Here is a 13,951-nt window from a genome sequence, read left to right on the forward strand (position 1 = left end):
TTGACCGAAATCGGTCAAAATCGTCCGTAAATTAAGGCCTGAATTCCATTGAATGCTTCAAATTACGCTGCATTGGCATTTTTTGAGTTGGCTTGATTTTGATCTATTCAAAGGAAAGAAATCAAATTTAATTTAACCTCTATGTGGATTAATAATCTTAAAATCGGCTTCCGAAATTTATTGAAAAATCGGGCCTATACCATGATCAATTTCATCGGACTTTCGGTAGGTGTGGCAGTCGCTACCTTGTTGTTTTTTTATATCCAATTTCAGGTCAGTTTTGATTCTTTTCACCCGGAAGAAAAATCACTATATCGGGTTTTGAGAGTGCAAAATGGCGATCAGGGAGAACTTCGTTTTCCTTCCTTGCCTTTGGTTTTGGAATCGGTAATCGATAAAAATCTTTCGGATCGAGTGGATTATACCAATTTTGTCCCGAATAATTTTTTGGTCAAAAAACCACAAGGAGATGGATTCAATCAGTCGACGACATTGGTGGGTACAGATTTTTTTGAAATGTTTGGATTCAAAATGCTTCAGGGAAGCTATCCTGAAAATATGGAGCAGCGAAGCGGAATCGTAGTTTCCGAATCCACTGCCACTCGGTTTTTTGGAACGGAGAATCCTATCGGTCAAGAACTTCAAATCCGTCTGACTGACGAATTGCTCAATTTTGAAGTGATCGGGCTGATAGAGGATACGCCGGCTAATTCCAGTCTGAGCTATGAAATACTGATGCATGATTCCAATCTGGAGTTGCTTTATCCCGAGCGAATGCGAACTCATTGGTACATGTCATTTGGAGATGGATTTGCCAAGCTGAAAGATGGAATGAGCCCAGAGGTGTTTGAGTCAGAAACCAAGGATTTTGTTCGTAGAGCATTCCAAGATCCTCAAGAGGCCGAGAATTATGGTTTTACCCTTCAGGAAATCACCGACATGCATTTGAATCCGGAAATCCCAACGGGTATTGCCTCAGTGGTTAATCCCAGGATTTTATGGATTCTTGGCGGGATTTCAGTGTTGATTATCCTGATCGCTTGTATCAATTTCACTACCATGGCGATTGGAAATTCTGCCAGCAGAGCCAAAGAAGTGGGCGTGAGAAAAACCATGGGAGCAGGATCTAGACAGCTTTTTGGGCAGTTTATGTCCGAATCGGTTATTTTAACTTCCAGTGCAATGATTTTAGGTTTGATTCTAGCCATGATCCTATTGCCTATTTTCAATTCCTTGATGCAGACACAGCTAGAAATCAATTTTTCGCTGGAGCAATCACTTATTTTTGTTATGACAGGATTGGTGATCGCCTTGATGGCTGGGTCCTATCCTGCGCTTTTCTTGGCTTCATTCAGACCGATTCAGGTGTTGAAATCCAATGTGGGACTAAAGCTAGGAAAGCAAAATTTGCGAATGACGATGCTTGGTTTCCAGTTTTTCATCTCCATGCTTTTGATTACCTGTACCCTAGTGATGCTGAAGCAAATGAAAACAGTGGAACAATATGACTTGGGTTCTGCGAGTTCGGACATTCTCCAAATCACAGTTCCTCCACCCGCTGCGCAGGGATTGGAAGATGCGATTGCCAAAAGCTTCGAATATGCCCAGCCTTTTAAAAACGAACTTCGGAAATTGCCGGAAGTGACTGGCGTGACCGTGGCCACGGCTATGTATGGGGACAATTCCTGGTTTAGCGTTGGTTTTCAGGAAAATGAGAGTAAACCAGGAATCGACTTTCACCTCAATATTGTGGATGAAGATTATGTGGATTTCTTTGAGTTAAATGTGCTAGAGGGAAGAAATTTTTCGGCAGCGACACCTTCTGATTTGACGAGTGCATTTTTGATGAATGAGGAAATGAAAAAAACCTTGGATTGGGAAGATGTTTTTGGAAAAAGTATGGAAAGTCTCAACGGGTTTGGGGAAAACCGGGCCGTAGGAGTCGTAGAAGATTTTCACTATGAAAGCTTGTATCAGCCGGTAGAGCCTGCAATTCTGGTGATGAAACCAGAGAATTTCTTCAGGGGAATGAGAAATCTGACCATGGAAGATGAGATGACCGGGAAGGTTTTTATTAAGCTGAATAGTCAGGATAAACAAGCCACTGTGGCAACTATAGCCGGGATTTGGAAAGAGCTTTACGGATCTGATCCATTTGACTACCAATACATCGAAGATCAGATTGCTCAGGAATATGTGCAGGCTAGCAGCTTGAGCTCTTTGGTCACGATTGCATCAGTTGTTGCCTTAATCATAGCGGGAATGGGACTTTTCGCTATGGCTTCTTTGGCGATTTCATCGAGAATGAAAGAAATCGGAATTCGCCGGGTGATGGGAGCGACGACTACAGAAATCTCCCTGCTTTTCAATAAGCAGTTTATCTGGATTACGCTGATCGGAGTGGCTATTTCCATACCGGCCAGCTATTACCTGATGAGTATTTGGTTGGAGGATTTTGCAGTCAAAACTACCATCGGAATTGGTGTATTCCTGATTGCTTTGATAATTGGGGTTGTATTTTCTGTCGTGATTGTGAGCTTTGAAACCATCAAATCAGCCTGGGTAAATCCTACCAAGTTATTGAGAAGTGAATAGAAAGAATAGGGTATGGGGAAACCATTTTCCCCAATTTAAAATGAAATTCTGCTCGTTATCGGACAAAATTGGCCGCAGATTTTCTCTATTTATCCAAAAATGTCTGTTTCTGAGCAATGAACAGGCCTATCGATTGGCATAAAAGTGGGAATTCAGTTGATACCGTTTAACTTTTGAATTATGTGGAAGAATTATCTAAAAATCGCCTGGAGGTCCATTATCCGAAGCAAAGGATTTGCTTTTATCAATGTGTTTGGATTGGCAGTTGGACTTGCTGCCTCAGTCTTGATTTTTGTCTGGATTCTATTTGAGCGATCCATTGACAGCTTTTACGAAAAATCGGATCGCATTTATGCGGTATGGAGAAATGACCACAATCAGGGAGAAATCAACAGCTGGGATTATACACCTGCCCTGTATGCTCCGACGATGAAAGCTCAATTTCCCGAGGTGGAAGAAGTGGCTCGGGTTACCCGCTGGGATAGTCAATTGTTGGCGGTGGAGGAAAACAGTTTTTATGAGTGGACTACCTTTACGGACCCGGGCTTTTTTACTTTATTCGATTTTGAGGTGCTTGAGGGCGATCCTGTGGCGGCATTGGAGGAGCCGGGAAATATTGTGCTGACAAAATCGGTTGCCGATAAGCTTTTTGGCAGCCAATCTGCGATGGGAGAGACCGTCAAAGTCGAAGGACAGTTGGATTTTAAAGTAAGCGCGATCATTTCGGATTTACCCGAGAATACCAATTTCAATTTCACCGCTTTCCTCCCTTTTAAAAAATTGGAGACCATGGGATGGGCAGATGAATTTTGGGGGAATAATTCCTATCAAACGTTCGCTTTGCTTACCGAAGGAACCGGTTTGGAAGAATTTAATCAAAAATTCGAAGATTTTACTAGCCGAAACTCGGATGCTGAGACGGTTACTGATTTTTTGTTTCCGATGGCTGATTTGCATTTGAAATCCAAATTTGAAAATGGAAAATCAGTAGGAGGACGGATTGATCTTATCCGGATGTTTGGTATTGTAGCCATCATCGTCTTGTTGATTGCCTGTATCAATTTTATGAATCTCAGTACTGCTCAAGGCGGAAAACGGGCAAAGGAAGTGGGAGTTCGCAAGATTTCGGGAGCGGGCAGGGGGATGCTGATTCGGCAATTTCTAACCGAATCCGCTCTAATCGCCTTGGTAGCCTATCTAGTAGCTTTGGTGATCGTTTCGGTGACCTTACCGGTTTTCAGTGATATCATCGGAAGCCGTCTTCCCAATCCGTTTGGGGAGTTGTATTTTTGGGTCATTTCCTTGGCTTATATTTTGGTCACGGGAATCTTGGCAGGAAGTTATCCGGCTTTTCTATTGAGTTCATTTCAGCCTGCGATTGTTTTCCAAACCAAAATGAACACCATGCGCTATTGGTTTACCCCTCGACAAGTGTTGGTGGTGTTTCAGTTTATGGTCGTAGTCATGCTGATTTCCAGTGCTTGGATTATTCGGGATCAGATGGATCATGTTCAAAACCGGGACTTGGGAATAGATCAGGAGAATTTGATTTTTCACCCAGTGACTTCGGAGATTCGCAAAAACAAACAAGCGCTACGAAATGAGTTGTTGGCACTGCCTGAAGTCAAATCAGTCAGCTATACTTTTTCGCCTTTGACGGAAATTTACAGCAATACGCAGTCGATGAATTGGCAGGGCAAAGATGAGGGCTATCGCCCGAATATCAGCCGAATGGCTACCGATGCTGATCTGATTGAAACAGCCGGGATGGAATTAATTGCTGGAAGGGAGATTGATACCTATACCTTTCCATCGGATAGTTCTGCCGCTCTAATCAACCAAAAAACGGCTGAAATTATGGGTTTTGATGATCCTATTGGTCAGGTGATCGATGATGATACGAAAAAGTTTACGGTAGTGGGAGTGGTGAAGGATTTTATCATGGATTCCCCATTTGAAGACGTAAAGCCTATCGTGATAGTGGGTCCAATGCGAAATCTCGATTTCATCCATATCCGATTAAATCCAGGAAATACGGTGGCTGCCCTTGGTGAGGTAGAAGCTATTTTTAAGAAATTCAATTCGGGATTTCCTTTTGAATACCGATTTGTGGATCAGGAGCATGAGCGTAAGTTTTCCGGTCAAAAACAAACTGCCCAGCTGACCGGCATTTTCACGTTATTGGCGATTTCGATTTCGTGCATGGGTTTGTTTGGCTTGGCGGCTTTTATGGCTGAGCAGCGAAGTAAAGAACTATCGGTGAGAAAGGTTTTTGGCGCTTCCGTGATGGGATTGATTCGGTTGATTTCCTCTGAATTTACCAAATTGGTGCTGGTGTCTGTGGTCTTGGCAATTCCGATTACTTGGTATTTGATGAATAATTGGTTGGAAACTTTCCCCTATCGAATTTCCATTGACTGGCAGGTTTTCCTTTGGACTGCAATGGCCGCTTTGGGGATCGCCTTTGTCACGGTAAGTTCACAAGCCTTCAAAGCGGCTAGGGTCAATCCGACCAAGCTTTTGCGCAGCGAATAAGAATAGTAGCAATGAACCATTTTGATCGGGCTAGGAGAAGGGGGTAGGGTTGATAGTTATTCCAATTGATAAATGGCGCTGAAAAATCCATTTACTCTTTTAGATTTGTAAATCAACCTTGAGATTCAATCAAACCAATAAACCCATAACCTATGAATACGAAATTCCAATTTATCGACCGACGGGACTTTTTGAAAAAGTCATTGCTTGGAGCAGCTGGTGTGACTTTGGCCCCATCACTTTTGGCTCAGGCGAAAGCCGCAGGAAAACTAAGAACTGCCCATATCGGATTGGGGGCGATGGGAATGGAGGATTTGACTGCGATTGCCTCTCATGAATTGGTAGAAGTGGTGGCCCTTTGTGACGTGGACAGCAATGCCCTTGCTACGGCGACCTCACGCTTTCCCAATGCGAAGACCTACTCGGATTATCGAATTTTATTGGAAGAAATGTCCGAAGAGATTGATGCGGTGATTGTTTCCACTCCGGATCATACGCATGCGCCGGCATCTCTAATGGCCATGGAAAAAAATAAGCCGGTTTATTGCCAAAAGCCGCTGACCCACCATGTGACTGAGGCTCGTGAAATGAAGAAAATGGCGGAGGAAAAAAATCTGATTACCCAAATGGGAATTCAGGTGCATTCCTTTTACGATTATAAACTGGCGACCTTACTGATCCAAGATGGCATCATCGGAAAAGTCCATACCGTACGGGCTTGGTCACCCAAAAACTGGGGATACGACGGTCCCAAACCTAAAGGAAAAGATCCGATTCCAGAGAATTTGGATTGGAATCTGTGGTTGGGGACAGCCAAAAAGCGAAAATATAAAGAAGGGGTTTATCATCCGGGTAATTGGCGAAAGCTACTCGATTACGGTTGCGGCACCCTTGGAGACATGGGCGTTCATATTTTTGATACCCCTTACAATGCACTGCAGCTGGATGTCCCACGCACTATTATTAATAATTGTAGGAGGCCGAATGGTTTTGGTTTTCCGGAGAATAACGTGGTGACGTATGAATTCCCCGCTACACCTTACACCGCTGAGACACTGAAGTGGGTATGGTATGATGGTCCCGGTGCACCTGTAGATCATGAAGATCTGAAGCTTCCCAACGGCGATGAGCTACCGGATCAGGGTGCGATGTTTTTGGGAGAAAAAGGGCGGTTGCTGTTGCCGCACTTTCAGCAATTGCCACGCTTGATCGTGGATGGGGAATATCAGGAGTTTGATGTGGCCAAATACAATCTCGGAGAACCGGTCAAAGATTACGCAGGAGAAAGCAAAAAGCATTATCATCAGTTTGTGGATGCCTGCCTGGGCAAAGATGAATGCAGCGCGCCCTTTGAGTATTCTGCCCGATTGACAGAGACGATTTTGCTGGGGGTGATTGCAGGCCGATTCCCGAATCAAACCTTACACTGGGACAGTGAAAAGGCCGAGTTTGCCGAGCGAAAGGCCAATAAGTTTTTGGGCGGGAAGTATCGGAAATTTTAGAAAAGTCTGAAATTTAATGTCTGAAGTACTAAAAATGGAAATAATACGAGGGAAAGATTTATTTCTTTCCTTCGGCTAAATACATATATATCAGATATTTATATTTAATGTTAAAAATAACCCTAGGTATTTTTTTAGAAGTTTAGCTTTGGATTGTTCATCTTTTCAATAGCCTCTAAAACCTTATCTTGATCTGATTTGGAAATAAAAGGGGGAATTAAGTCATTTAATTTTATCCCAAGAAGTTTGCTGATGATAAGTAGATCTTTCAAGGTAAAAGATCTGATCCCATTGATGAGTTCTGATATATAGGATTTATTTTGATGACCTAGAATTTTACCCAAATCCTGTTGTGTAAGATCAAAGTAATTTAGCTTTTGTCGGATAAGTTTCTTTCGTTGGAGAAAAAAAATCCGTTCTTCATTGGCTATTATTTCGGCCTCATCACTTTTTCTTAATTTGCTTTCAGTAATCCGAGAGTGAGTTGACCACGTTTCATTTTCATAATTGTAAATCAAAGCTCTGAGCTTTTTTCGAATTTCTGAAAATTTAGAATTTTCTTTACTCAAAACGCGTAGTTTCCTATCTGCAATTATTGCTCTTTCTAAATCCAGTTCATTGCTGATTTGGCCAGATTCTAAAATCTTATCGATATCAGAAAATGTATTCATATTTAAATCCATTCTTTATTTCTTAACCATTTTTTTATTGTTCTCTTGTTATTTTGAAAGGTTTTTTCATAATCTGAATGACTTCCTGCCCATACCACTGTTGCTTCAAGATCATCAAATTCGACCAGAATCATAGTTCGACAGATGGCTATGTTAAAGAAATAAAATCCATCGCTGTGCACACAATCTGCATCGGGCCTTGATTTTTTTAGATCGATCTGGTTAGTCCAATTATTTTCTGCAATATCTGAGATCAAGGCATCTATTGCTAAATTCAAAGATGAATTACCTTTATTCTTCCGTTTTAGTTTTTCCAATAATTTTTTATTGATCAACCTCATTTCAATTCATAATTTATAAAAAAAGTTCTAATTATTTCCGAACCTTTGATTTCTTAAGATTATTTTTTGGGCAGGAAGTATTGAGAGTTTTAAAAATCGGAAATTCTAAATATTTAGGTTTTAAATTTTATCTTTCAGACTTTCAGTAATTCGTCCGCCAGCGAACAAAAATGTACGCAAAATCAAAGGCTTTCTAACTCACATAATGGCTCTGGAGTGTATTCAGGACCTTTTTTTATGGCATAAAACTGGAACTACCGCTCGGCATAATACGACACAACATGATTCAACTCAAGGATATTGATAAATACATCGAATCCCGATTTCAACGGGTTTTCCTGCTCAAAGGAATTAATCTGACTATCAGTGAGGGTGAGTTTTTGACACTGATGGGACCTTCCGGTGCCGGCAAATCTACTTTGCTCAATATCATCGGATTGTTGGATGAGGATTTTGAGGGAGATTATTTTTTTGGTGAAAAAAATATCCGCAAGATGAAGCAGCGAGAACTATCCAACCTGCACAAAAGTGAATTTGGTTACATTTTTCAGGCGTATCATTTGATCGATGAACTGACCGTCTATGAAAATATCGAAACTCCACTGCTTTATCGGAAAGTAAGTTCTTCTGAGCGGAAAAGCATCATCGCTGATTTGCTGGACCGATTTAATATGGTCGCAAAAAAAGATCTCTTTCCTGCACAATTGAGTGGCGGTCAGCAGCAGCTTGTAGGGGTTGCACGGGCTATCGCCGGAAAACCAAGAGTTCTTTTGGCCGATGAACCCACCGGAAATCTGCACTCGGCACAAGCCAAAGAAATCATGGAGATTTTCCTAGAACTTCATCGGGAAGGGACTACCATAATTCAGGCAACGCATGCCCGAGAGAATGCGGAATTTGGCACGCGTTTGATTCAATTAATTGACGGAAGAATAAAAAGTGATGAAAAAATTTAATCTGATTATACTGATCCTTTTCCTTTTTGTAGGGAAACTTCATGCCCAAGATACCCTGCTTTTGAATTTTGACCAGGCGGTGGAATATGCCCTTAAAGCCAATTTGGATTTTCAAATCCAGAATAACAATCAAGAAGTTCTGAAGCATGAAAGACGCGCTGCGCTTTTTGCCCAGTTACCAACGACGAATATTAATTCCAATTTTTTCCGTCAAAACGGTCAGCAGTTTCAACAGGTCGAGGGAGAAATCGTCGTAACCAATGTGACCAATGATATCATCTCAGGAGGATTGAGTATGAATATGCCTCTGTTTAATTCGGGGCGGAGAATGCTTGAAACCCAAGCGGCTAAGTTGTCCTTGACCGCTGGCGAAAATGGATTAAAGCGAGCCCGACAGCAGGTTGTCTTTGATGTAGCCCAGCGGTACTTGCAGGTTCTTTTAGATCAGGAATTGGTAAGAATAGCGAGCGAAAATCTCGAAAATCAGCAGCAGCAACTTCGACAGATTGAAGGATTTGTCGATGCCGGAATCCGAACCATATCCGACAGGTACAATCAACAATCCGAAGTAGCCCGGCTGGAATCAGTTTTGGTCGATGCGCGGATCACGCTGGAAAATGACCTTTGGTCTCTGACCGAATACTTACAGCTCGAAACAGGAACGGTTCCTGAGCTGGAATCCGTGGAGTTTTCCGACTCAGACGGCTTCGTCTTTGCGGAAGAAAATCTTTCAGATCTGGTCAGTATCGCCATGGAAAACCGAGTCGATCGAAACCAACAGGAGCTTTTGGTCACTGCGGCCAAAAAATCCATTCAGGCTTCAAAGGCGATGTATTTTCCGAGAGTCAATGCTTTTTTTAATTATAATACCTTCTTTACCTCTCTGGATGAGCGAAGTACCAGTGAGCAGCTTTGGCGGATTTATCCCCAAAATACGATTGGGTTTAATCTGGCGATTCCGATTTTCAATAATTGGCAAAATAGACTTGCGGTGGTGCGGGCTCGGGTAAATTTTCAAAATGAAACCCTCCGGGAAGAAGCCTTGGACCGAAGGATTTTTCAAGATGTCAAATTGGCCCATCAAAACTATCAAGCTGCGTTGCAAAAATTTAAAAATGCAGCGGTACAGGTCAATGCCGCAGAGGAAGCCTATTTGGCGGTTAATGAGCGGTTTCGATTGGGATTGTCCACTTTCGTCGATTTGGCTACGGCCAATCAGCAGCGGGTAGCGGCAAAATCGGATCAGGCACAGGCTGTATATTCTCTTTATTTTCAGGAAACCCTGATGCGATTTGCTTTGGGTATCACAGAGTAGCGATAGGCCGGGATTTTAATTTCCCGATACGTTCATGAGCACCCAGGCAAAACGCTCCTTTGAGTCCTTGTAAATCGAATCTATGACATAACCGGAATCAGATGCCAGATTTTCCAGCATAGGGAGATCATATTTCTGGGAAATTTCGGTTTGTATAATTTCATCCTTTTCGAATTGTACCTGTTCTTCGCCGATATTTACTGATTGCTTTTTGAGACTTACCAAAAAGCTTTCAGAAGCTCCGGTGATCGGATGATAAGTGGCATAATGGTCAAAAGCGCTTAGGTCAAAATCCCCTCCAAGTTCCCGATTGATTCGCTTCAATAAATTCAAATTGAACTTTTTGGTGATTCCTCCTGCATCATCATAGGCATTTCGGATCGTTCGTGGATGTTTTTTAAGGTCCACTCCCAATAAAAAGAAATCACCTGATTGTAAATGTTCCCTAACAAATCGTAGAAATTCAGCTGCTTTTTCCTTTCTAAAATTTCCAATATTGCTTCCCGCAAAAAGCATGATTCGAGTATGGGTCCTGTCTTTAATTTCCGGAAGGGTATGAAAGAAATCTCCTGCTAGAGGATGCACCCGAACTCCTGGGATTTCCTGCTCAAATAGACGTCGGTTGACTTGTAAAATACTTTCCGAAATATCCAAGGGGAGATAGGTCAGGTCAGTAGTTTTTGCTTGGAGGATTTTGACAAAATGGACCATTTTTCGTCCATCTCCCGCTCCGAGCTCGATCAAGTCCACCGACTTGTCCCGAAACAATTCTGCTATGGCTTGCGATTGAGAATGGATTATATCGAGTTCGGCCTGAGGTAAATAATAGGAAGCCATATCCATGATTTCCTGAAAAATCCGGGAGCCTTCTTCGTCATAGAAATATTTGGAGGAAAGGGTTTTCGGGGTCTGACGAAGTCCCAAAAGGACATCGTTTAAGAAAGTCTGTGTGCTTGAAGTCATATTTACTTAGCTAATCGGATTCCTGAAAAGATCCATCGGGCAGCCGGATGGAAAAAATTACGATAGGTGGGGCGGGAGTGTCCAGTAGCAGTGGCGACCGATGCACCGCGGAGAACCTGCTGATTGACCATGAATTTGCCGTTGTATTCGCCGAGTGCACCGGGAGCTTTTTTGAAGCGCGGATAGGGCAAGTATGCACTTCCGGTCCACTCCCAGAGTTGGCCCCAGTCAAATTTTTCTGAGGCTATTTCCCATTCAAATTCGCTCGGAAGCCGAAGTCCTTTCCAAGCCGCATAAGCTTGCGCTTCATAGTAGCTGACGTGCTGCACGGGTAGTTCAGGATTTATTTTTTGCAAGCCAGAAAGCGTATAATGTTGCCATTCGCCCTCGATCAGATGCCAATAAAGGGGAGCCTTGATGCCTTCGTTTCGAATGAAACTCAATCCTTCGTCCAGCCAATAATCAAAATTTTCATAGCCTCCGGCTTCGATGAATTCCAAATACTCTCCGTTGCTTACGAGTTGATCGGAAATTTCAAATTCCTCCAAAAAAACCTTGTGACGTCCGTGCTCATTATCATAAGAAAATCCTGATCCCTCAAATCCCACTTCATATAACCCCTCCGGTACTTTAAACAATTTTCCCCGGGAAGTTTCATTAGTTTGAAAAGCTGATCCATATACCGGGAAAGTCGGTTGGTAACCGAGAATGTATTTGAGGTCATAAATCAACAATTCCTGATGCTGCTGCTCATGATTGATACCGAGCTCAATCCGCTCCAAAATTTCCGGGTTTTCTATAGGATTATTGAGCAAGTCCACCATTGCTTCGCTGATATAAGCTCTGTATTTCATTACTTCTCTGACAGGTGGACGGCTCATCAATCCGCGATTGGGCCGAAGAACCCGCTTGCCGGCGTGATTGTAGTAGCTATTGAATAGAAAGGCAAAATCCTCGTGATAGATCTGGTAGTTTTTGGCAAAAGGAACCAAGATAAACTGCTCAAAAAACCAAGTCGTGTGTCCCAAGTGCCATTTGGGAGGCGAGACATCTGCAATTGGCTGGGGAATATAATCTTCGATTTCCAAAGGCTCACAGATCTGCTCAGTATGCGTTCGGGTGAGCTGAAATTGGTGGAGCAAATCAGCTGTTTTCATGGAGCGTTGATTTAAGGTTTTTAAACAAAAACAAAAGGAGTGGTAAGAAAACCACTGCAAAAGGTAAAGAACTTACGATAAGAATATTACTTATTGAACCGAGTAATTGTTCGCTTCCGTTCCATAAAACTATGGCAGTCAACACAAAAAAAGATATCCCCCAGAAAATTCGAATTCGTTTTTTGGGCTCTTTTTTTCCATTATCGAGGTACATACTGAGAACAAAAATCGCTGAATCCACAGAGGTAATTAAGAAGGTAGCTAGGAAAAATGAGCTTAGAAATTGCGTGATCTTCGGGAGGGGTAATAAACCAAAAAAGATAAAAATCGAACTGTAAACTGATTCAAATGCTTCTACAGAAACGGATTGATTTGCTACCAGACTGAAGGCATGATTCCCAAAAACCGTAAACCAGAGGAAAGTACCCAGAGAAGGTATCAAGAGGGTGCCTAGCAATACCTCTCGGATGCTTCTGCCCTGAGAAATTCGTGCGATAAAAATCCCGGTAAATGGTGCCCAAGCCAGCCAAAAAGCCCAGTAAAAGACGGTCCAGCTTTGTAGAAAGTCATACGATACGGCAGAATTACCCAAGTTTAGACTCATGGGGATCCATTCGAGTAAATAATAAAACAGAGTTTCAAAAAAGAGCCCTGTGCTTTCCCCAATGGGACCCAGCATAAAAGTAAATGCCAACAGCAGCAAGGCTCCGGCAATATTCAAATCCGAAAGTCTTTTAATCCCCTGTCTGACACCAAGAAATGCAGATAATGTCGCTGCTAGGCAAATAATTGCAAGCGGGATGAAAGCCCATTTGGGTTCCCAGATAATCCCTCCCCAAAACTCTCCTGATGCCAATAACTGTCGGCTGCCGAGAGCTACCGAAGCCAAAACTCCAAAAAAAGTGGTTACGATTACCAATAAATCGATCAGATCTCGGAGCCATTTTCTTTTGATACCACCACCAAAGAGTAAGTCTGAAAAAAGAAAGCTTTTATCTTTTTGATAATAAAACCAGCCTACCAGCACAGCCGTCAATCCATAAAATGCCCATGGAGTAAAACCCCAATGGAAAAAAGTGTATTCCAGTGCAAAAATTTCAGCGGAATGAGAAGATGCTCTAGGGGGATTTTTTAAAAAGTAAATCGGCTCCTGTATTGCCCGAAGGAGCAATCCAGAGCCCATTCCGGTACTGTAAAGCATGGCGACCCAAGACCACAATCCATACTCGGGTTTGCCTTTTCCGAGTTTCTTTTTGCTAATGGGGTGAACGGACAAAATGATCCCGATGACCACAGCCGAAAATCCCAGAATCAAATAAAACGGTCCAAAAAAACTCATCAATGTTGCGGTACTTTCGTTGATAAACTGGAAAAAACGAGGTCCAGCCCAAACAATACCAAAAAGCAGGATGATTAAAAAAAGAATTATCCAGAGGATTAATCGGGATTTAGGATTGGGAAGATTTGTATTGGATTCCAAATGAGTAAATTATGAGGGATCAACTAATACGCCTCTCCAAAAAGCAATGTAATTTTTAATACTTTTTGCTGCCGTTTTGGGATCGGGGTAATACCAGGCCGCATCAGGATTTATCTTTCCATCGACATGGATGTCATAGTAAGATGCTTCCCCTTTCCACGGACAAGTGGTATGAGTATCTGATTGCTTAAAAAATTCGCATTTAATAGATTCAGGGGGGAAGTAATGATTGCCTTCGATGAGAATCGTTTGATTACTTTCTGCTATAATCTGATTGTTCCAGGTGGCTTTCATAAAGGATTTGGCTATAAGGAAAATAAAAGAAAAAAGGAGAGAATAGACTTTCCCTCTAGTGCTAATTTAAGGAAATCCATTGGGAAATAGTGCCCAAATGACGATTTGGTCGTGAATTAATAAAAAAAACACCGATCTATTT

11 protein-coding genes are annotated in these 13,951 nt (G+C 42.2%); 5 read left to right on the forward strand and 6 right to left on the reverse strand.

The annotated features are described in order from the left end of the window. Nucleotides 1-141: 141 nt before the first annotated feature. The 3 genes from BM043_RS08645 to BM043_RS08655 all read left to right on the forward strand — a co-directional run bounded on the left by BM043_RS08645 (nucleotide 142) and on the right by BM043_RS08655 (nucleotide 6,632). Nucleotides 142-2,595 (forward strand): FtsX-like permease family protein, encoded by a 2,454-nt coding sequence (locus tag BM043_RS08645; protein WP_092790770.1) that lies wholly within the window; start codon nucleotides 142-144, stop codon nucleotides 2,593-2,595. Nucleotides 2,596-2,775: 180 nt separating this feature from the next. Beyond that, nucleotides 2,776-5,130: an ABC transporter permease gene (locus BM043_RS08650; protein ID WP_092790772.1), complete on the forward strand. Its 2,355-nt coding sequence runs from the start codon at nucleotides 2,776-2,778 to the stop codon at nucleotides 5,128-5,130. Nucleotides 5,131-5,282: 152 nt separating this feature from the next. Next, nucleotides 5,283-6,632, forward strand: coding sequence for a Gfo/Idh/MocA family oxidoreductase (locus BM043_RS08655; RefSeq protein ID WP_092790774.1), 1,350 nt, complete (start codon nucleotides 5,283-5,285; stop codon nucleotides 6,630-6,632). A 134-nt stretch (nucleotides 6,633-6,766) separates the two neighbouring features. Here BM043_RS08655 and BM043_RS08660 read toward each other — a convergent pair whose 3' ends face one another. After that, a complete protein-coding gene (locus BM043_RS08660) occupies nucleotides 6,767-7,315 on the reverse strand; it encodes a helix-turn-helix domain-containing protein (RefSeq protein ID WP_245752995.1) in 549 nt (182 codons plus the stop codon). After that, nucleotides 7,306-7,644, reverse strand: a complete 339-nt coding sequence (locus BM043_RS08665; RefSeq protein WP_092790778.1) for a type II toxin-antitoxin system HigB family toxin — start codon at nucleotides 7,642-7,644, stop codon at nucleotides 7,306-7,308. Before BM043_RS08665 ends, BM043_RS08660 begins: the two co-directional genes overlap by 10 nt. Nucleotides 7,645-7,925: 281 nt before the next feature. On the opposite strand from BM043_RS08665, the gene BM043_RS08670 reads away from it, so the two are divergent. Together BM043_RS08670 and BM043_RS08675 are read left to right on the forward strand one after the other, a co-directional pair. Further along, nucleotides 7,926-8,600: an ABC transporter ATP-binding protein gene (locus BM043_RS08670; RefSeq protein ID WP_092790780.1), complete on the forward strand. Its 675-nt coding sequence runs from the start codon at nucleotides 7,926-7,928 to the stop codon at nucleotides 8,598-8,600. After that, nucleotides 8,587-9,915: a TolC family protein gene (locus BM043_RS08675; protein ID WP_092790782.1), complete on the forward strand. Its 1,329-nt coding sequence runs from the start codon at nucleotides 8,587-8,589 to the stop codon at nucleotides 9,913-9,915. The genes BM043_RS08670 and BM043_RS08675 overlap by 14 nt, the downstream gene beginning before the upstream one ends. 15 nt (nucleotides 9,916-9,930) lie before the next feature. Here BM043_RS08675 and egtD read toward each other — a convergent pair whose 3' ends face one another. The 4 genes from egtD to BM043_RS08695 are packed head-to-tail and all read right to left on the reverse strand — an operon-like array spanning nucleotide 9,931 to nucleotide 13,809. Beyond that, nucleotides 9,931-10,878, reverse strand: a complete 948-nt coding sequence (egtD, locus tag BM043_RS08680) for an L-histidine N(alpha)-methyltransferase (protein WP_092790784.1) — start codon at nucleotides 10,876-10,878, stop codon at nucleotides 9,931-9,933. Between the two features lie 2 nt (nucleotides 10,879-10,880). Then, the gene (egtB, locus tag BM043_RS08685; protein WP_092790786.1) at nucleotides 10,881-12,035 is read right to left on the reverse strand and encodes an ergothioneine biosynthesis protein EgtB; all 1,155 of its coding nucleotides are present in this window, start codon (nucleotides 12,033-12,035) and stop codon (nucleotides 10,881-10,883) included. Beyond that, nucleotides 12,022-13,515 carry a BCCT family transporter gene (locus BM043_RS08690; protein ID WP_092790788.1) on the reverse strand — a complete coding sequence of 498 codons (1,494 nt, stop codon included), beginning with the start codon at nucleotides 13,513-13,515 and terminating at the stop codon, nucleotides 12,022-12,024. Before BM043_RS08690 ends, egtB begins: the two co-directional genes overlap by 14 nt. Before the next feature lie 9 nt (nucleotides 13,516-13,524). After that, complete coding sequence (locus BM043_RS08695; RefSeq protein WP_092790790.1) at nucleotides 13,525-13,809, reverse strand: DUF427 domain-containing protein; 285 nt, start codon at nucleotides 13,807-13,809, stop codon at nucleotides 13,525-13,527. Nucleotides 13,810-13,951 lie beyond the last annotated feature (142 nt).

Origin of the sequence: Algoriphagus hitonicola, from assembly GCF_900113375.1 — a bacterium.
Classification (GTDB): Bacteria; Bacteroidota; Bacteroidia; order Cytophagales; family Cyclobacteriaceae; genus Algoriphagus; species Algoriphagus hitonicola.

Excerpts from the sequence above, each read along its gene's own strand:
- BM043_RS08695 (WP_092790790.1), bottom strand. The coding sequence starts at position 13,809 with ATGAAAGCCACCTGGAACAATCAGATTATAGCAGAAAGTAATCAAACG.
- BM043_RS08645 (WP_092790770.1), top strand. The coding sequence starts at position 142 with ATGTGGATTAATAATCTTAAAATCGGCTTCCGAAATTTATTGAAAAAT.
- BM043_RS08670 (WP_092790780.1), top strand. The coding sequence starts at position 7,926 with ATGATTCAACTCAAGGATATTGATAAATACATCGAATCCCGATTTCAA.
- BM043_RS08650 (WP_092790772.1), top strand. The coding sequence starts at position 2,776 with ATGTGGAAGAATTATCTAAAAATCGCCTGGAGGTCCATTATCCGAAGC.
- BM043_RS08655 (WP_092790774.1), top strand. The coding sequence starts at position 5,283 with ATGAATACGAAATTCCAATTTATCGACCGACGGGACTTTTTGAAAAAG.
- BM043_RS08660 (WP_245752995.1), bottom strand. The coding sequence starts at position 7,315 with ATGGATTTAAATATGAATACATTTTCTGATATCGATAAGATTTTAGAA.
- BM043_RS08665 (WP_092790778.1), bottom strand. The coding sequence starts at position 7,644 with ATGAGGTTGATCAATAAAAAATTATTGGAAAAACTAAAACGGAAGAAT.
- BM043_RS08675 (WP_092790782.1), top strand. The coding sequence starts at position 8,587 with ATGAAAAAATTTAATCTGATTATACTGATCCTTTTCCTTTTTGTAGGG.
- egtB (WP_092790786.1), bottom strand. The coding sequence starts at position 12,035 with ATGAAAACAGCTGATTTGCTCCACCAATTTCAGCTCACCCGAACGCAT.
- egtD (WP_092790784.1), bottom strand. The coding sequence starts at position 10,878 with ATGACTTCAAGCACACAGACTTTCTTAAACGATGTCCTTTTGGGACTT.